This is a genomic window from Gracilibacillus sp. Marseille-QA3620, assembly GCF_054950035.1.
The window spans coordinates 1,552,480-1,571,983 of record NZ_CM143102.1 but is presented as its reverse complement, the minus strand read 5'-3'; the positions used below and the strand labels follow the sequence as shown (position 1 = coordinate 1,571,983).

The window sequence follows — 19,504 nt, the reverse complement described above, 5'->3', positions numbered from 1 at the left end:
CGCCGAAAAATATAAAAAGCCACCTGATTCGCACCAAGTGACTTCTATTAAAACGCTATTTTATTAGCTTCAATTCCTTTCCTGCTTGTTCAAATATGCGTAACGCTTCGGCCAATTCCTCACGCGTGTGTTCTGCTGTCACGATTGTTCGTACTCTCGCTTTCCCTTTCGCAACCGTTGGGAAGACAATCCCTTGTGCAAAAACCCCATACTCAAACAATCGATCGGACAGCTCGTATGCTGCCTTGTCATCTCCGACAATGACAGGTGTTATGGGTGTCATGCTGCTTCCTGTGTCGTAGCCAAGCTTATGAAGTCCCTCTTTAAAAAACCGTGTATTCTCCCATAGTTTATCAATCAGCTCAGGCTCAGACAGCAGCACATCAATTGCTGCTATATTCGCCATCGTCACTGCGGGCGGATGGGAGGTGCTGAAGAGGAAGGGACGGCCTTTATGAATTAAATAATCAATCAAGGTCTTGGGGCCTGCCACATAGCCTCCAAGAACACCGATTGCCTTGCTTAGCGTACCGACCTGAATATGAACTCGACCGTCCAGCCCAAAATGATTGACCGTTCCTCGTCCGTTCTTTCCTAAAACACCAGAGGCATGAGCATCATCAACCATCACAAGGGCGTCATATTTCTCCGCCAATTCTACAATAGCAGGAAGGGGAGCGATATTGCCATCCATGGAGAAGACACCATCCGTTACAATCAGGCGCCTCCGATAGGATTGTGTTTCCTTCAAGGCTACTTCAAGGCTCTCCATGTTGACGTGTGAATAAACCCGGCGGGCTGCCTTTGTCAAACGTATTCCGTCAATGATTGAGGCATGGTTTAACTCATCGGAAATGACAACATCCTTTTCTGTCAAAATAGCAGAAAGAACACCTTGATTCGTCGTAAAGCCCGATTGAAAGACTAATGCCGCTTCCGTATGCTTAAATTCAGCAAGCTTTCGCTCAAGCTCTCCATGCATATTGAATGTACCCGCAATCGTCCTTACCGATCCTGTACCTGCTCCATATGTCTTGACGGCTTCCAGTGCTGCCTCACGCAGCCTAGGATGAGCTGTTAAGCCCAGATAATTATTTGATGATAATTGAATAACCGATTTCCCATCAATTTGAACCTTCGACCCTTGAGCCGTTTCCAAATGCACGAGTGTGCGAAACACCCCTTTTTCCTTCATATCATCAAGCTCAGCCTGCAAATACTCAAAACCCTTCATTCCCAATTCCTCCTCACTAATCATTTATCGTTACCTTTCATTATGGCAATAAGACTACCTTGCCGCACTGCCCTTTGATCATCAAATCAAAGCCTTTCTCAAACTCCTCGAGCGGAAATTGATGTGTAATGACCTTTCCAGCATCTACTAAGCCTGATTCCAATAACCGAGAGACTTGTTCCCATGTCTTAAACATCTGTCTTCCTGTAATACCTTGTACCGTCAACCCCTTAAACACAATATCATCCGTAATATTAATAGAAACCGGCTTGACAGGAAGACTTAGAATAGAAACCCTTCCGCCATTTGTCGCCATCTTAAATCCTTGATTGATGGCTTCTGGATGACCGCTCATTTCACAAACGACATCGACACCATATCCATCTGTCAACCGCTTCATTTGGTTTAAAACATCTTCCTTTGCAGAGTTAACGACAGCACTCGCTCCCATGCCTTTGGCAAGCTCCAATCGATATTCATTCACATCAAGTGCAATCACCTTCGATGCACCAGCGGCTTTAGCTACTCCCACTGCCATAATGCCAATTGGTCCGCACCCGATGATGGCAACGCTCTTGCCGGTAACCTCTCCTGAGAGAACCGTATGAACGGCATTTCCCATCGGCTCTTGGATTGAAGCCATGGCAGCCGGCATATCCTTCGGGTTTACCCATACATTCTTTGCCGGAAGGGCTACATATTCAGCAAAGCAGCCTTGTGTATCCACACCGATGATTTTTGTTTCCTGACAAATATGGAATTGCCCTGTCATGCATTGAGGACATCTCCCGCAAATAATATGGGTTTCTGCCGATACATTCTCCCCTATTTGGATACCCGAAACAGCAGCCCCCACTTCCACAACTTCACCTGAGAATTCATGTCCGAACGCATAAGGGGGATTCACTCTGTTCTTGGCCCAGTCATCCCACGTATAAATATGCACATCTGTTCCGCAAATGGAGGTGGCCTTCACTTTAATGAGCACCTCATCATCCTGGATTGATGGAACATCAATCATTGCTAATTCAGCACCATAACCCCTTTTGGTTTTTACAATTGCCTTCATTTTCCCATCCAACTTGCATACACATCCTTTACGACAGCTCAATATCACAGAAATTTTAGAATAGTTGCCATCTTTTGTAAAGGGCGTTTCCTCCCTGTATAGACAACTGCCTCTATGATGGATATTTTTTTATGATAATTTTTCCAGACATCTCCCTATACAGGGCAAATAATGATGCTTCTCTGCTTATTTCAAGGCAAAAAAAAGAACTGTCATGATCCATTTAGATCATGCAGTTCCTCATCTCTCTTCCTTATTGGCGATAACAACAATCCTTCCCTCTCCATCACATGTGCTTGTGACAAGTGCCAGCTGCTCATTGATTTCATCGAGCAAATCCTCTTGTTCGTCCTTATCAATGATGCAAATATTTGTTACCTCATATATGTATGTTTGTTGAAAATCAATAATCTCAACCTGATCTTTCACCTCAAGCCTTGTCAGCTTATTAAATAACGGACCCGAATCAGTCGTTCTATATCCGGCAATCACGATATTGCCTCCTTCATTCGGATAGGCCGTCTCCACTAAATGCCCCACCGCATTCTGTAAGTCTTTCTGAAGGACCCCCTCCACAATTGGAATTTCCAAGCCAAGCTTTTGAATAATCAGTTGACCGATGATGTCTCCATCCTCATATGGCGGTTCTGTGATCTTATTCTTATTATCGTTTTTCCCGCTCTGTTGATTCTCAGCACTACTGGAAATCTGACCTTCCTCCACTTCATAGACCTCCTGTGCTAAGTACCTATCCCTTATAACATTTACCAAAGGAGATAACAAAAGATACAGCCCTATAAAAGACAGCAGTAAAATCACTATTCTTTTATTTGTCATCATGTCAATCCCCTCCTGAGCTGTACAGAAGCCACGCAAGCAATAAACAAATGGCACCGGTAAATTGCCTAATATACGGCTTATCAAAGCCCAGGATGGAAAAAAGACCAAACAGGCTATCTTCCTGTAATTCCCCTTCGTCAATTTCATTCAAGTAAAAACTTATCTTTGCCTCGGCATTTGAATGATAAGAATCCCCGTTATCAATAATCAAGACGGATACAGATAGAAACATGGCTGCAGTAAAAATCATTGCTGTCTTATTCATACAGATTCTGCCTTTCATACGACATTCATAAAAAAGTATATTTATACTCTATTTCCCCTGAAGCAATGGTACAAACAGCTAAAATTATCCCTCTCTTGGCAATCACTGTATAATACCTGCTTATGAAAGATTCACAGGAACAGGAAAAGCATAATAAAAGGCAGGAACGCCCTGGATTATCGCGTTCCTGCCTAATATAAAATAGATAAAGAAAGATTAGGATTCCATTACATGAATTCCGCGGTTAGGCGATCAAAATCATCCTGTGATAAGGTTAAATTTGCTTCGGATAATGGTTCTTCTGAATAGCCGGATACCAATTCCTGATAAGATGGCTGTTCAGTATTTTGATAGATTAAGCCCGTCACGAGCCCATCATGCTGCATTAATGTCTGCATGGCCATTTCCTTATTATGAGGGTCATAGCCTTCAATTGTGCTTAACTTTGTTAAATTCTCCTTAAACCAATCATACGTATTGATTTTATTATACGTGACACAAGGACTGAACACATTAATCAAGGAGAATCCCTTATGACGGATTCCGGCCTCTATCAGTGCAGTTAAGTCCTTCAAATCACTGGAGAAGCTTTGCGCAACAAAGGTTGTTCCAACTGACAGAGCCATTTCCATCGGTGAGATGGCTTGTTCAATGGAGCCTGACGGTGTTGATTTTGTCTTAAAGCCGGCAGCGGACCGCGGGGATGTTTGTCCCTTTGTTAATCCATAGATTTGGTTATCCATGACGATATAGGTAATATCAATATTTCGCCGTATAGCATGGACCGTGTGCCCCATTCCAATGGCGAAGCCGTCCCCATCCCCGCCTGAGGCAAGAACGGTCAATTCACGGTTTGCCATCTTGACCCCTTGTGCTATAGGGAGGGATCTGCCGTGAATGCTATGAAATCCATAGGACTGAATATAGCCTGAAATACGGCCTGAACAGCCAATCCCTGAAATAACGGCTAATTGATCCGGTTCAAGGCCAATATTAGCTGCAGCCCTCTGAATAGATGCCTGAACAGAGAAATCTCCACAGCCAGGGCACCAGTTTGGTTTGACATTATTGCGAAAATCCTTGAATGTAGCCAATTAAACCAGCTCCTTGCATGTAAAATATACTTCATTCGGCAAGAAAGGATTGCCATCATATTTCAATACCTTCGTCATTTTATGAGCATGGCCGACATTCATCTTCATCAGATTAGTCAATTGGCCTGTTGCGTTATTTTCGACGACAACGACTCTTTTCGCTTTCTCAATATGCGGCAGAATCTCCGAGCTTGGAAACGGGTGAATGAGCCTGACATGGACATGATTAACCTTCACGCCATCAGCCTCAAGGCGCTCCATCACTTCCTCAATCACTCCCCTTGTTGAGTTAAACCCAACGAAAAGAAGATCTGCCTCTTCATGCGGAGCATGGACATGAAGGGGGTTCTTGAAATGGACGGATTCAATCTTCCTCATACGCTTATCCATTTGAGCTACACGGTTAGAAGCTACCTCAGATGGCTTTCCAGTCTCATCATGCTCTACGCCTGTCACATGGTGAATCCCATTCTTCATACCTGGCAATGTTCGTGGAGATATGCCGTCTTCTGTCACTTCATATCGTTTGAAATAGGACTTATCCGTTATCTCCGGCAACTCCTCTTGCATCAATTTACCGCGTCTGACCTCAACCCGGCTGAAATCAAGCGGTTCAACAGTCTGCTTGCCTAAAGACAGCTGCAAATCGGATAAGACGATGACAGGACATTGGTATTCCTCTGCCAAATTAAAAGCCTCTACGGTATCATAGAAGGCCTCCTGAACGGTGCTTGGCGCTACGACAATCTTTGGAATCTCTCCATGGGTGCCATAGATCATGGCCATCAAATCGGATTGTTCCTGTTTCGTCGGCATTCCGGTAGAAGGGCCTCCCCTTTGCGTATCAACAATGACTAACGGTGTTTCGGTAATTCCGGAGAGACCGATGGCCTCCATCATGAGTGAAAGTCCTGGACCCGCAGATGCGGTCAAGCTGCGGACTCCTGCATAGTTGGCGCCAATAGCCATCGTACAAGCGGCAATTTCATCCTCAGTCTGGATGACCGTGCCGCCGAACTTTGGCAAATGTTTAATTAAATATTCCATAATTTCGGATGCTGGCGTGATTGGGTAGGCCGCCATAAAGCGCGCTCCTCCTGCAAGAGCACCCATTGCTATCGCATCATTGCCAATCATGAACAAACGCTTCTGGCCATCTGCTTCCGCTAATTGCAGCACACCTGCCTTGTCGCCCATCTTCTCAATCATATGGTCATACCCTGCCTTGACAGCATTTAAGTTCTTCTCGACAATCTGTGGTCCTTTACGGCCGAAAATCTCATCAATTACCTCAGTGAAGACGCCAATATTCAGGCCTAGCACGGCGCTGGACGCTCCGATAGCCACCATATTCTTCATCAAGGATGTCCCTAAATCCTGGGCGATTTCCGTAAAAGGAACCGCATATAACACGGCATTTGTATCCGCCGGTGCCACAGGACCAAATTTAGCATCCGCTAATATGATCCCATTGCTATGTAATTCCTTATAGTTAACATCTATTGTTTCTTGATCAAATGCAACCAGTACATCTAAATCATCTGCAATGGAACGTATTTCTTTCGTACTGACCCTGATCTTATTATTCGTATGACCGCCTTTGATTCGAGAAGAAAAATGGCGGTACCCGTATAAATAATAGCCTAGCCGATTTAAAGCAATCGAAAATATTTCTCCTGTACTTTCTATGCCCTCGCCCTGCTGCCCTCCAACTTTCCATGAAAGTTGATCGATCATTTGCCCTACACCCCTTCTATTCCATCAGAAATACGTACATGAAATCTCTTATGAATATACTTCCAAATCTATCAAAAGAAACCATCTAAACGTATTTAATATTAAGGGCAGACCATAAAAAGCGCAACCCTTTTCAGACAATTTGTCAAAAAATTATAAAAATATAACCTCAAAAGCGGTTCGTGAAATTCTTATACAAGAAACCTTGTACATCATCCTCAGCGTAATGTCTCAGCAATTCATTGATCAAGTTTTCATAGGACTCTATTCTTTCTAAGCCAATAACCGTATTATCAACCCCATCAAAGTCAGATCCAAAACCAATATGCTTGACCCCTCCAAGTGAGCATATGTGCTCTACATGCTGAATCACATCAGAAATACGCGCGTTCGGTCTATTTGTAAGGAATTCTGGGACAAACGTAATTCCAATTGGACTCCCGTGGTGAATAAGCGCTTGAATTTGTTCATCCGTCAGGTTTCGAGGATGAGGTTTAATGGATTGACAATTAGAATGAGAGGCAATGATTTTGTTATGAAGTGTAAGGCAATCCCAAAAACCCGCTTCTGAAAGATGGGATACATCACACCAGCAGTTTCTTTCGCTTAGAAGGGAAACAGCTTGCTTCCCGAGTCTTGTCAGCCCTCCGTTTCGCTCTTCTAGTACTCCGTCAGCAAGAGCGTTAGCATGATTCCAAGTCAACCCGACAGAGCGGACTCCAAGTCTAAGGAGCGTTCGTAAACGCAATAGATCCTGCTCAATACAATCACAGCCCTCAAGAGCCAAAACAGCCCCTATCTCTCCGTTTTTCAAGGAGAAAAGATCCTCTTCTTGCTGAATAAACGTCAAGCCCGCTCCCTTTATGATTCGCTCAAAAAAAAGCTCAATCATCGTTAAAGCCGCTTCAAACCGCATGGAAGGATGAATCGCTTCTGGTACATAAATGGCAAAGACCTGCACTTTTATTCCAGCCTTTACCATGCCGACCTTTGTTACCTGCAAGGAAGAAGCTTGAATAAAATCAATCTTTGGTTCCAGCAGCATTTTCATTAAAACATCACAATGAGCATCAAATATCTTCATCCCCCGACCCTCCTAAAAAGCAACAAAAAAGAGCATCCCCTTATGAAGTCGATATCCTAAACATCACTTCATGAGTCCGCTCTATCCATTGCTTACCTGGGCTCAATAATCAATTTTATCGCTGTTCGTTCCTCGCCATCGATCAAAATATCTGTGAATGCTGGAATACAAATCAAATCAACGCCGCTTGGCGCGACAAACCCCCTTGCAATCGCCACTGCTTTTACTGCCTGATTGAGGGCTCCAGCTCCTATTGCCTGGATTTCTGCTGCACCTCTTTCACGCAATACACCTGCCAGTGCTCCGGCAACAGAATTTGGATTCGATTTCGCTGATACTTTTAATATTTCCATTTCTGGTCCTCCTCATCTTATTCCAATACATGTCCCCTGGTGGAATTGCATTTTCTGTTAACTATATTCAAAGGGCGGATGAGTTATGCCATACAAAAAGGACCGGCCATAAATAGCCGGTCCTCCAATGCTTGATTAATAGAAGAATGGATGGTCCTCATTGATTAAGATTCTTTCTGTTTTAACTGCCTTGCCTGTTTTTGGGTCTAAATCAATAATGACCCCGCTCAAGATGGCACGGCCGTCTTTTGGCACTTCAAAACGCACTGGCATAGACGTGAGGAACTTTTTAATAACCGCTTCTCTTTCCATCCCTAAAATACCATCATACGGACCTGTCATCCCGACGTCTGACATGTAAGCTGTACCATTCGGCAGAATGCGATTATCCGCTGTCTGTACATGTGTATGGGTTCCTACAACCGCAGATACCCGGCCGTCTAAATACCAGCCCATTGCCTGCTTTTCACTTGTGGCTTCCGCATGGACGTCAACAAAAATAAATGGCGTGCGCTTTGCCGCCTCGTCCACTAGTTTATCAGCGGCCAAAAACGGATCATCCAATGCCGGCATAAACGTTCTCCCCTGAACACTGATGACGGCCAATTCATATTGATTCATCTTAATGAATTTAAGTCCTGACCCAGGTGTTCCTTCTGGGAAATTCGCTGGGCGAACTAAGTATTTCGCCTCACCGATAAATTCAAAGATATCTCGGTTATCCCAAGAATGATTACCAAGTGTGATCATATTTGCACCATACTCGAGTAATTCCTTGTATATCTTCTCTGTGATTCCCCGACCTGCTGCTGCGTTCTCACCATTGATAATGACAAATTGCGGACGGTATTTATCCTTCAGTTTTCCAAGATATTCTTTTACCATATTTCTTCCCGGCGAACCGACAACATCGCCGATAAATAATAACCTCATTTGCTTGAATTCCTTTCTTAACCTCGGTTGCTTTAGCTCTAGCATCTCACAAAAGACTAAGCTTAACCTAAGGGCTTATTCAAAAAAATAAAGCGGTGAAAATCACCGCTTTATTTTGCATATTCAACTGCTCTTGTTTCACGAATAACGGTTACCTTGATATGTCCTGGGTAATCCAACTCATCCTCTATCCGTTTGCGGATATCCCGCGCCAGTCGATGCGCTTCTAAATCGTCAATGCTTTCAGGCTTGACCATAATTCGCACTTCACGTCCAGCTTGGATAGCAAATGATCGCTCAACACCCTCATAAGATTCTGAGATATCTTCGAGTTTCTCAAGACGGCGAATATAATTTTCCAGCGTCTCGCTTCTCGCACCAGGACGAGCTGCTGATAATGCATCAGCTGCCGCGACAAGAATCGCAATAATCGATTGTGGTTCTGTGTCTCCATGATGGGAAGCAATACTATTGATGACAACCGGATGCTCCTTATATTTCGTCGCCAGCTCGACTCCAATCTCAACGTGACTTCCTTCCACTTCATGGTCAATTGCTTTCCCAATATCATGAAGTAAGCCCGCACGTTTAGCTAGGGTAACATCCTGACCCAGCTCCGCGGCCATAAGACCGGAAAGATAGGCAACCTCCATGGAATGCTTAAGCACGTTTTGACCATAGCTCGTACGATAACGAAGGCGGCCCAAGATTTTAATTAAATCCGGATGCAAGCCATGAACACCCACTTCAAATGTGGTTTGCTCCCCAATCTCGCGGATATGCTCATCCACTTCTCTTCTGGCTTTATCCACCATTTCTTCAATACGTGCTGGATGGATACGTCCGTCCTGAACAAGCTTTTCAAGGGCAAGCCTTGCTGTTTCCCGACGGATTGGATCGAAACCTGACAAAATAACAGCTTCAGGTGTATCATCGATGATTAAATCGATCCCTGTAAGCGTCTCGAGCGTACGAATATTTCGCCCTTCACGTCCGATAATCCGGCCCTTCATCTCATCATTAGGCAGATTGACGACTGAAACCGTCGTTTCTGCGACATGGTCAGCAGCACAACGCTGAATGGCAAGTGACAAGATTTCACGCGCTTTTTTGTCCGCCTCTTCCTTCGCTCGGTTTTCACTTTCTTTAATCATGACCGCGATGTCATGTGAAAGATCCTTTTCTACCCGATCAAGGATGATGGATTTTGCTTCTTCTCTAGTCAGGCTCGAAATTCGTTCAAGTTCAGATTGCTGAGCTCGAATTATCTCATCCACTTTGCTTTCCATCTGTTCAATATGCTGTTGTCTTTGGTTTAGAGAATCTTCCTTTTTCTCAAGAACAGATTCACGTTTATCCTGTGAATCCGCTTTGCGGTCAAGATTCTCTTCTTTTTGCAGAATTCGGTTTTCCTGTCTCTGTAATTCAGCTCGTCTTTCACGAACCTCCTTTTCAGCATCAGTCCGAAGTTTATGAATTTCATCCTTTGCTTCCAAAAGGGATTCCTTCTTCAAGGCATCCGCTTCCCGTTTTGCGTCTTCAATAATTTTTTCAGCCGCATTTGTTGCACCGGAAATTTTGGATTCCGCTATGGATTTTCTTAACAAATAGCCAACAACTGCACCAACAATTAGGCCAAGCAAAATGGAGATGATAGTGATTGGATCCATCAATACACCTCCTCTTGCTATAATCTTTTTTAATCTCTTTTACTACATTTTCACTCTTGCTTGTACATCGCTTTTAAAATATACAGCATCATTAATATCACGCATGTCTTTTAAAAAGAAATTAATACATTTCTATTGTAAAGTTATGAAAATTTGTTGTCAAGAGCAAGTCAGAACGCGACTCAGGCTCATTTTCCGAAAATAAAGAAATTATATTCACTCAATCGTTTCTTTCCATGATATTTCCATCTTTTCAAATTTGTGAAAACAAAATTACGCTGATTCAATAAGACAGCTCTATTCTTGCACCCCTCTTAAATTACTGATGGTAAAAAAGAGGCGCCAAAAATCGGCTGCCTCTTTCACAGTAATTCCTTATTCTGAAAGGTCGAAACCATCTAGTGCTTCATCATCTTCTCGAGATGCTTCAATAGTTGCATCAGTGTCTAAGCCATATTCTGCACGGATTTTTTGTGTAATCTCCGCACGGATATCTGGATTTTCCTTCAGGAATAGCTTGGCGTTCTCACGGCCTTGTCCAAGGCGTTCGTTATTATACGCATACCAAGAACCGCTCTTTTGAACGACATCCAGCTCTGAGCCAATATCAATGACTTCTCCTTCTCTTGAAATTCCTTCTCCATACATGATGTCTACTTCAGCCACACGGAATGGCGGCGCAACCTTGTTCTTGACAATCTTGATCTTCGTTCTATTTCCGACGATATCATTGCCTTGTTTCAGCTGCTCAGCACGTCTTACTTCAAGTCGAATTGTAGAGTAGAATTTAAGCGCACGTCCGCCAGGAGTTGTTTCAGGGTTTCCGAACATAACTCCGACCTTCTCACGGATTTGGTTGATGAAGATGGCAATCGTATTAGATTTGTTGATTGCCCCTGATAATTTACGCAAAGCTTGAGACATTAAGCGCGCTTGCAAACCAACGTGAGCGTCACCCATCTCTCCTTCAATCTCTGCTTTTGGAACAAGAGCCGCAACGGAGTCAACAACGATAATATCAACTGCCCCGCTTCGTACTAAAGCTTCAGCAATCTCAAGCGCTTGTTCGCCTGTGTCTGGCTGTGAAAGCAATAATTCATCAATATTTACCCCAAGCTTTTGTGCATAAGCAGGGTCTAGTGCATGCTCAGCATCGATAAATGCTGCTTGTCCGCCTTGAGCCTGAACTTCAGCAATTGCATGCAAAGCAACTGTTGTCTTACCAGAACTCTCTGGTCCGTAGATTTCAATGATTCTTCCCCGCGGATATCCGCCGACACCAAGAGCCGCATCCAAGGTTAAGGAACCACTTGGGATGGTCGATACCTTTCTGTCAGCTCTTTCTCCTAATTTCATGACTGAACCTTTACCAAATTGCTTCTCGATTTGTTTTAGCGCCATATCCAGCGCAGCTTGACGATCACTCACTATTTATTTCCTCCCCATATCTATATGAAAACAATTGCCTATAATCTTGTTAGTACATATCTATACTATACCTCATCCACGTCCATTTGCCAAGTAAAAACCGAACATTTATTCGCATAGTTTTCGTCCAGCAATATAGGCTGAAAAGGCGATATTCCCTATATATATTTGTCTTTTCCCAGCAAAAAATGAACTGAATGTTCATTTTACTTGATTAAGAAACAATAAGAAACATTGCAGCAGACAAAAAGAAAAGGAACTAAGAAGCATCTTCTAAGTCCCTTTTCACAATAGCTCTGTTAATCTTACGGGTTGATTTTCGTTTCAGTCGGAGGCGATCCTAAGCTGCGCTCGGGGAGCCTTCATAATCAATCAATTCCTGCTTATTGTTTCAGCTCATGCACCAAGAAGTGACAGCCATATTTCACACTGCGTACCCGGTTTCCTTCACGCATTCCGCCAAGGTTTAATTTCTTGGCGAAAGGCTTTCTGCCTGGCAGAGAGAGGCCTATATAGACAGTCCCAACCGGATTTCCTTCCAGTTCATCCGGGCCTGCTACTCCAGTAAAACTGATGCCGACATCAGAGCCAAGCAGTTTTTTGATGTTTTCGGCCATCTCGATTGCACATGCCTCACTGACAACTCCATGCTCGTTAATGGTTGATTCTTTAATTTGAAGGAGTTTTTGCTTAGCTTCATTCGTATAGCAGACAATCCCGCCTTTCAAGATGAGACCCGCTCCAGGAATTCGTGTGAGCTCTTCCTGGAACATGCCTCCTGTCAGGCTTTCCGCTGCAGAGATTGTCCATTCACGTTCCTTCAATAAGGCGATGGCTTCTTTCATGAGCGTCGTATCATTATACCCATAGAAATATTGCCCTGTACGGCTGAGAATCTCCTCTTCCGCCTTCTTAATCAGCTCCTCAGCCCCCGCAGCTGTTTCATGCTTGGCCGTAATTCGAAGGGTAACCTCTCCATTCGCCGCCAAAGGGGCAATGGTCGGATTCGTTTGTGCATCAAGAAGATCCTCGATATCGGTTTCAAGCTGGGATTCCCCGATTCCGAAAAAGCGGAGAACTCTTGATTCAATCCGCTCCCTTCTTCCCATATCCTTCAAAAGAAATGGCTCTAAGTAATCTTTATACATCGGCTGCATTTCGCTTGGCGGCCCGGGAAGAAGCACATGAATAATATTCCCATGAGAAACGGCCATCCCAGGAGCCATACCGTGATTATTAGGCAGGATTTCAGAGCCCTCGATCACGAGAGCCTGCTTGCGGTTATTCTCCGTCATCGGGCGTCCGACCTTCGCAAAGTAATCTTCAATGTTCTCCATTGATTTATGATCTGTAATCAAGGTCTTCCCTATGTATTCAGCAACGGTTTCCTTCGTCAAATCATCCTTGGTCGGTCCAAGGCCTCCCGTGTATATAATCAGGTCAGCTCTCTGCTCCGCTGTCTCAATGGCTTGTCTCAATCGTTCTTGATTATCTCCTACCACTGTGTGGAAATAAACATTCACACCAATCTCTGCTAAGCCTTTGGAGATAAATTGCGCATTTGTATTGGCAATCTGGCCAAGCAGCAATTCTGAACCCACGCCTATAATCTCAGCATTCATTCCATACACCTTCCATTCAGCGAATTATATGGGAATGATACCCTTATTTTGAATTTGAAAACGCATGTTTATTCTTTGCAAAGTAGTCCCACCCAGACCAAATTGTAAAGAATAAAGCTACATAAAGGGCAAGGTCAGCAAACGGAAATGAAATCCATTCAAACGGCAGATTATGAAGCAGCAAAGCTGAGATGGCAATAATCTGTGTCCATGTTTTGATCTTGCCCAGCTGGTTGGCAGCAACGACTTCTCCTCCACCGGCCAAAATAAGACGCAGGCCGGTTACAGCAAATTCACGACTGATAATTAAAATGACAATCCATGCAGGCGCTGCATGCAAATCAACTAGGATAATTAAAGCGGCAGATACGAGCAGCTTGTCCGCTAAAGGATCCAGAAACTTTCCAAGGTTGGTAACGAGGTTATGCTTTCTAGCGTAGTATCCATCAACCCAGTCTGTCGTTGAGGCAATAATGAAAATCAGGGCACCGACAAAATGAGCGATTGGAAGCTCTACTCCGTTGATTGTCCAAACTCCCCAATCAAGCATCATGATGATGATGAAAATAGGAATCATACAAATTCTTGATACAGTAATCTTATTTGGTAAATTCACTTGATGTTCCTCACTTTGCTTTTTATTTTCCTGGCATGCCTGCCTATTATGTATAAGGAAAGATGAGAAGGCCATCACCATTGATGACCTCCTGCGGTTATTCCTTCGTGTAATTAATGGTAATGTTTTGAACGATGGAATCTGATGCATAGTCAACTTTCTCATCATTGACATATACTTCTGTATCTGTTGAGCGTCCAATATTCAAGGTGATTTTGGTGTCGTCTGTTTGGTCAAATTCCTGAGGATTGTCGGCTGTAATCATATTATTAAACAGCGTCTTTCCGTTTGAATCCCTCACAGTAACCCACGTCTCGCCTGTAGATTTGACAGATACCTTAAACTCGTCAGCATTCGATAATTCATATGTGGAGGAATTACCGCTTGAAGAGGCTAGTTTGAGCTCACCGGCAGCTGCTTCATTCTCTTTATCATCCTCAGAATCCGCCTCATCTTCTTTTGCTGGCTTCTCGTCTTCTGTTGTTTCCTCTGTTGCCTTCTCCTCTGTATCAGGAGCATTGTTTTTTCCTTGTTCAACCTGAACCTGCTGGTTGCTTTCATTTGGCGTTTCGCTTCCATCGTTATTGCTGATTGCCTTGGCCACGAAATAATAGATCACCGCAGCAACGGCGATTAGGACAACGGCAATCAAAATCTTCGGAAGAAGGTCAACCCATTTAGAGTCCTGAACAGCGATTGATGTTGACTTTTTGGATTGAACACGAGAAAGATTTTGTGGAACTTCCTCCTGCTGGACTGCCTTTGGAATATCCGTCTGATGCTCTGCAAATAATTGCTCCGCATCCAAGCCAACCGCTTCTGCATATTGTTTAATGAAGGCACGGACGTAGAACTTGCCCGGCATCATGTCATAGTTTCCCTCTTCAATTCCAACTAAATACCGCTTCTGTATTTTGGTGATTTGCTGTAAATCATCCAATGACAGCCCCTTGGCTTCACGAGCTTCTTTTAATATTTTTCCTAGTTCAGTCATTTAAACACCTTCTACTCACTATAGTTCTTAAAATTCAAACGAACCAAATTCTGATTCACCAAAAAGAGGCTGATTATTGACAGTCTCATAGGTGATGACCTCATTTGGGTCATTGCGGAGTTCAATAATATAATCAAAATCATTCATCGTATACTCAGAATTTTGTATAAATACATCTGGGTGTTCAATCACTTTGATTGCATCAAGCCTCATAATTTCCCGGACAAGCTGCCAATGCTTTTCATTAGCTCTTCTTGTCGATACGATTCCATCTAAAATAAATAAATTGTTTTCGTTGTACTCATCCTCAATCAATTGATTGCGCACGGTTTGTTTTAGCAGGGTCGAGGACACAAACAGCCAGCGCTTATTGGCACACACGCTTGCCGCTACAATCGATTCGGTCTTTCCAACACGCGGCATACCCCGGATGCCAATCATTTTATGTCCTTCCTGCTTAAAGAGCTCTGCCATGAAATCTACAAGCAGCCCTAAATCCTCCCGTTCAAAACGGAAGGTTTTGCGGTCATCCGCGTCACGTTGTATGTACCGGCCGTGTCTGACAGCTAAGCGGTCTCTCAGCTTTGGTTCTCTCAATTTCGTTACCTTTATCGTGTCCATTGTATTTAAAATTGATTCGAGCCTCTCGATTTGACGATGATCTTTCGCGAGAAGGAGCATGCCCCTCCGTCCTTCATCAACACCGTTGATTGTTACGATATTAATGGAAAGCATCCCCAACAATGACGAAATGTCCCCTAGCAGACCGGGACGGTTAATTTGAATCTCGTACTCAAAATACCATTCTTTCTTCTCCATTTCGTCCCCTCCAAAGGAAAAATCATTTGACAAATTCCCTCAATATTTTCCTTAAGTCTAATCATATCTGATTTCCAGTGGACTGAAAAGTAAAAAAACCAATCTGACATTTTAGGCTGTGCTCCATCCCCCATTCACAGACAAAACCTGCCCTGTCATATAGGCAGCATCCTCTGATAGCAGGAAGGATACCGCACCCGCTACCTCCTCAGGACGACCAAGTCTTCCCATTGGAATTTCTTCAGCCAATTCGCTCAATTCGTCCTCGTCAAAATGAGCAAGCATCGGTGTTGAAATCGCACCCGGTGATACGGCATTTACTCGAATCCCTGAGGGAGCCACTTCTTTTGCCAGTGCCTTCACGAACGTATTCTGCCCGCCTTTAACCATGGAGTACAGCACTTCACAGGAGGCACCTATTTCCCCCCAGATAGATGTAACAGCAATAATATTTCCAGACCGCTTTTGAATAAGCCTGCCAAGCAGCCCTTTCGTAAGTAAGAACGGAGCTGTCACATGGAGTGTTATCATCCTCCGGGCTTCTTCATCAGACATATCTGTCACTAGGCCAAAATAGCTGTCTCCGCTGTTCAGGATCACCGCATCAAGGTCTGAAATCCGTTTCACAATGGGCAGATGCCCATCTTGGCTGCCCAAGTCAGCCTGAATCAATTCTATCTTAACCGAATACTGCTCCAGCTCTTTTGCCAGTGCATGAATTCCGGCTTCGTTTTGGTGATAGTGTAAATATAGATTCCAGCCCTCTGATGCCATCCGGCGGGCAATAGCACGGCCGATTCCTCCGCTGGCACCCGTGATGAGTGCGAATTTTTCTGACATCTTACCATACCCCTTACTTCAATAAACACTAACAATCCTTTTCATTATAAAGGTTGGCGGCTAAAAGGAAAACCATCAATCTCAATTGGTAAATTGTTTCTGACTCTGCTGCATAAAAAAACTGTTCCATATGCTGGTGTGAACCAAGCATATGGAACAGAAAGTCTTCAAGATGAAGAAGGAAGTATTTGAAAAACGGAGAGGCGGTCCTTCTCAATCAACCCGTCAACCGCCTTCTGCACGTCGGCCAATGTCAATTCCTCAAGGACAGAAACGACATCAAATAACTCCATTTCATTGAAAGCATACCGTGTAAATTGATTCGCGATGGACTCCAATGAATTTAATGAGCGAAGAAAGCCGCCAATTCGTTTCTTTCTAACGGCATCGAGCTTTTCTTCCGTCAAGAACCCGCCCTCTTTCACTTCAAATAAGATGGATTTAATTCGTTCAGCCAATTGATCAGGCTCCCGTGTATCACCGCCGATCATCCCAAAGCCAAAGCCATATTCCTGTGTATAATCATAAAAGAAGGAATTATCGATCATTCCTGACTCAAACAGGCTCTCATAATACTCAGAGCTCTTGCCAAAAGTGCATTCGAGAAACAGGCCGATTGATAGCTCCTGTTTAAGCATTTCCATCCCTTGCAGATCTGTGTCAGCGGCTTTTATACCGACGACACATTTAGGTGACTGTATATGCATTTGAATGGAGCGCTCCTTAATCGCTGCTGATGCCGGTTCATCATCAAATTTGCGGCTGATTTCTCCTTGTTTCGTGAATTCCTTTTTCGCCTGATTATCCCGGACAAGCTTCATGATTGTTTCCGGATCTTCCGGCCCCGTGATGAAAAGGAGCATATTACTTGGGTGATAGAAGGTATTATAACATTGGTAGAGCAGCTCTTTCGTAATTCCAGCAATAGATTCCACCGTACCAGCAATATCGATTTTGACTGGATGATTGTGATACAGATTCTCGATAATGCCGAAATAAAGCCGCCAATCAGCATTATCATCATACATCATGATTTCCTGTCCGATGATTCCTTTCTCTTTTTCCACGCTTTGGTCAGAGAAATACGGTTCCTGCACAAAATCAATCAAGGTTTCAAGATTCTTTTCGACATCAGAGGTACTGGAAAATAAGTAAGCTGTACGTGTAAAGGAGGTGAATGCATTAGCCGCAGCTCCCTGTCGGCTGAATTGCTGGAATACGTCGCCATCCTCCTTTTCAAACAGCTTGTGCTCAAGAAAATGAGCGATGCCGTCCGGCACACGTGAGAAATCCTCAGCCCCTGGTTCTTTAAAATGATTATCAATAGAGCCGTATTTCGTTGTGAAAGTGGCATAAGTCTTGTTGAAACCAGGCTTCGGCAATATATAAACCGATAATCCATTATCCATCTGTTCAACATATAGCTCTTCCTGCAGCTGTTCAAAGATTTGTTTTTCCATTATTCAGCCACCTCCATTCCATGAAGGAAGTAGATTGTATCGAGCACAATTTTCTCCCCGCAGGCAATAATATCTTCTCTAGTCACTTCATCTACGCGCCTGAGCCACTCATCGAGCGTAATATCCTGATCTGCCACAACATTATGATAGAGGACCTCTGTCAGCCCCCGTGAGGTATCAATCGTTTCCAGCAATTGATTCTTAATGATTGCTTTTGTTTGCACGATTTCCTGTTCTGTGAAATCACCGCGCTTCATCGCTTCCATTTGTTCCTTAATGATTGTAACGGCCTGCTCATAATTCTTGTTGTCAATTCCGGACATAACCATAAGCAGTCCTTTATGGCTTTCAAGCCTGGAAGCTGCGTAATAAGCAAGGCTCGCTTTCTCACGTACATTAATGAACAGCTTTGAATGAGAGAAGGCGCCAAATATGCCGTTGAACATTTGCAGGGCAAAATAGTCCGGGTCCTTGTACGTAATATTTGTTCGGTACCCGATATTTAATTTTCCTTGTTTTATGTCCTGGATTTCTTGAAGCTCCTTCGCCTCTTGTACTTGATGATTTATGTACGATACGCTCTCTGGTTTTCTTTCACCGAATTGGAAGTAGCGGTTGACCACATCCATTGCATGCTCTTCTTCAATGTCCCCGATTACATACAAATCCAGTTCATCCTCTGCGAAAGCACGTTCATAATAGGCATATAAGGATTCAGGCGTAATCTCCTCAACTCTGTCGGCAATTCCGTTTGCATCAAGTCGGTAATTCTCCTCCACGCACATCTCTTGTGTCAATCGAAGGGATGAATAGCGCATTTTATCATCATAGATGGATTCTAATCTTTGTTTAAGCGCTCTCTTTTCCTTTGCAACCGTATTGGAGTCGAATTGACCTCCCTTGGCATTTGGTTTCGTCAAAACCTCTGCTAAAAGCCCAAATGCTTGCTCGAGTAACGGCTCCTTATGGGATAGATACTTTTCATTGACCATCTCCATTTGAAAGCTCATGATGTGATATTCGCCTTTTTTTCCTACATCCGCAAAAAGGCTGGCCCCGTATAGCCCGTCAAGATGATTTCGGAATTCAGTTGAGGTTGGAAATGTTTCCGTATTGCTTTGGAGTACATTGGGAAGAAGCGCCCTAAGTGTAACGGTTTCTTCTTTTAAAGGGGCTTTCATTTTCCATACCAAAGTATTTGTCTTGTACTTGCTCGTAGGCACAAAGTGGACAGTTACACCTTGATGCTTTATCGTTCTTTCAGTTAATACGGCCATAACATTGACCTCCCTATATGAGATTGATCCTTAAATTATCCATATTGTTCGTCTCACAGAATGATTTTAAACCTTTAGTTTGAATATACATGGTTGAATGAAAATAAAGCAAGGGACAGCACCTGCCCCGCCTACTTATACTTATGTAGAAAGGAGCGGGCTTACAATC

At 43.6% G+C, this 19,504-nt stretch carries 18 protein-coding genes; all 18 read right to left on the bottom strand.

Going from position 1 to position 19,504, the window contains the following annotated elements; genetic code table 11:
- Nucleotides 1-55: 55 nt before the first annotated feature.
- The 18 genes from ACY8DX_RS07925 to yfmF all read right to left on the bottom strand — a co-directional run bounded on the left by ACY8DX_RS07925 (nucleotide 56) and on the right by yfmF (nucleotide 19,335).
- Nucleotides 56-1,234: a glycine C-acetyltransferase gene (locus ACY8DX_RS07925; RefSeq protein ID WP_049671356.1), complete on the bottom strand. Its 1,179-nt coding sequence runs from the start codon at nucleotides 1,232-1,234 to the stop codon at nucleotides 56-58.
- A gap of 40 nt (nucleotides 1,235-1,274) precedes the next feature.
- Entirely contained in the window at nucleotides 1,275-2,303 is a 1,029-nt protein-coding gene (gene tdh / locus ACY8DX_RS07920) for an L-threonine 3-dehydrogenase (protein ID WP_462406502.1), read from the bottom strand.
- A gap of 240 nt (nucleotides 2,304-2,543) precedes the next feature.
- A complete protein-coding gene (locus ACY8DX_RS07915; RefSeq protein ID WP_462406501.1) occupies nucleotides 2,544-3,026 on the bottom strand; it encodes a sortase in 483 nt (160 codons plus the stop codon).
- Nucleotides 3,027-3,144: 118 nt separating this feature from the next.
- Complete coding sequence (locus ACY8DX_RS07910; protein WP_462406500.1) at nucleotides 3,145-3,408, bottom strand: hypothetical protein; 264 nt, start codon at nucleotides 3,406-3,408, stop codon at nucleotides 3,145-3,147.
- A gap of 227 nt (nucleotides 3,409-3,635) precedes the next feature.
- Nucleotides 3,636-4,502 (bottom strand): 2-oxoacid:ferredoxin oxidoreductase subunit beta, encoded by an 867-nt coding sequence (locus ACY8DX_RS07905; protein ID WP_462406499.1) that lies wholly within the window; start codon nucleotides 4,500-4,502, stop codon nucleotides 3,636-3,638.
- Nucleotides 4,503-6,239 carry a 2-oxoacid:acceptor oxidoreductase subunit alpha gene (locus tag ACY8DX_RS07900; RefSeq protein ID WP_439802259.1) on the bottom strand — a complete coding sequence of 579 codons (1,737 nt, stop codon included), beginning with the start codon at nucleotides 6,237-6,239 and terminating at the stop codon, nucleotides 4,503-4,505.
- Between the two features lie 169 nt (nucleotides 6,240-6,408).
- The gene (locus tag ACY8DX_RS07895) at nucleotides 6,409-7,323 is read right to left on the bottom strand and encodes a dipeptidase (protein WP_462406498.1); all 915 of its coding nucleotides are present in this window, start codon (nucleotides 7,321-7,323) and stop codon (nucleotides 6,409-6,411) included.
- Nucleotides 7,324-7,415: 92 nt separating this feature from the next.
- A complete protein-coding gene (gene spoVS / locus ACY8DX_RS07890; RefSeq protein ID WP_029281188.1) occupies nucleotides 7,416-7,676 on the bottom strand; it encodes a stage V sporulation protein SpoVS in 261 nt (86 codons plus the stop codon).
- Between the two features lie 135 nt (nucleotides 7,677-7,811).
- A complete protein-coding gene (locus ACY8DX_RS07885; protein WP_049671362.1) occupies nucleotides 7,812-8,609 on the bottom strand; it encodes a TIGR00282 family metallophosphoesterase in 798 nt (265 codons plus the stop codon).
- A gap of 110 nt (nucleotides 8,610-8,719) precedes the next feature.
- Nucleotides 8,720-10,279 (bottom strand): ribonuclease Y, encoded by a 1,560-nt coding sequence (rny, locus tag ACY8DX_RS07880; protein WP_049671363.1) that lies wholly within the window; start codon nucleotides 10,277-10,279, stop codon nucleotides 8,720-8,722.
- A gap of 375 nt (nucleotides 10,280-10,654) precedes the next feature.
- The gene (recA, locus tag ACY8DX_RS07875; protein WP_462406497.1) at nucleotides 10,655-11,707 is read right to left on the bottom strand and encodes a recombinase RecA; all 1,053 of its coding nucleotides are present in this window, start codon (nucleotides 11,705-11,707) and stop codon (nucleotides 10,655-10,657) included.
- A 383-nt stretch (nucleotides 11,708-12,090) separates the two neighbouring features.
- On the bottom strand, nucleotides 12,091-13,329 hold the full coding sequence (locus tag ACY8DX_RS07870; protein ID WP_462406496.1) for a competence/damage-inducible protein A: 1,239 nt from the start codon (nucleotides 13,327-13,329) through the stop codon (nucleotides 12,091-12,093).
- A 43-nt stretch (nucleotides 13,330-13,372) separates the two neighbouring features.
- Complete coding sequence (gene pgsA, locus ACY8DX_RS07865; RefSeq protein ID WP_049672948.1) at nucleotides 13,373-13,945, bottom strand: CDP-diacylglycerol--glycerol-3-phosphate 3-phosphatidyltransferase; 573 nt, start codon at nucleotides 13,943-13,945, stop codon at nucleotides 13,373-13,375.
- A gap of 97 nt (nucleotides 13,946-14,042) precedes the next feature.
- Nucleotides 14,043-14,939, bottom strand: coding sequence for a helix-turn-helix domain-containing protein (locus ACY8DX_RS07860; RefSeq protein ID WP_462406495.1), 897 nt, complete (start codon nucleotides 14,937-14,939; stop codon nucleotides 14,043-14,045).
- Between the two features lie 27 nt (nucleotides 14,940-14,966).
- Nucleotides 14,967-15,758 carry a DUF3388 domain-containing protein gene (locus ACY8DX_RS07855; protein ID WP_049671367.1) on the bottom strand — a complete coding sequence of 264 codons (792 nt, stop codon included), beginning with the start codon at nucleotides 15,756-15,758 and terminating at the stop codon, nucleotides 14,967-14,969.
- A gap of 111 nt (nucleotides 15,759-15,869) precedes the next feature.
- Nucleotides 15,870-16,598, bottom strand: coding sequence for an elongation factor P 5-aminopentanone reductase (ymfI, locus tag ACY8DX_RS07850; protein WP_462406494.1), 729 nt, complete (start codon nucleotides 16,596-16,598; stop codon nucleotides 15,870-15,872).
- Nucleotides 16,599-16,765: 167 nt separating this feature from the next.
- Nucleotides 16,766-18,058, bottom strand: a complete 1,293-nt coding sequence (gene yfmH, locus ACY8DX_RS07845; RefSeq protein ID WP_462406493.1) for an EF-P 5-aminopentanol modification-associated protein YfmH — start codon at nucleotides 18,056-18,058, stop codon at nucleotides 16,766-16,768.
- On the bottom strand, nucleotides 18,058-19,335 hold the full coding sequence (yfmF, locus tag ACY8DX_RS07840; RefSeq protein WP_462406492.1) for an EF-P 5-aminopentanol modification-associated protein YfmF: 1,278 nt from the start codon (nucleotides 19,333-19,335) through the stop codon (nucleotides 18,058-18,060). The genes yfmH and yfmF overlap by 1 nt, the downstream gene beginning before the upstream one ends.
- Nucleotides 19,336-19,504: the final 169 nt, after the last annotated feature.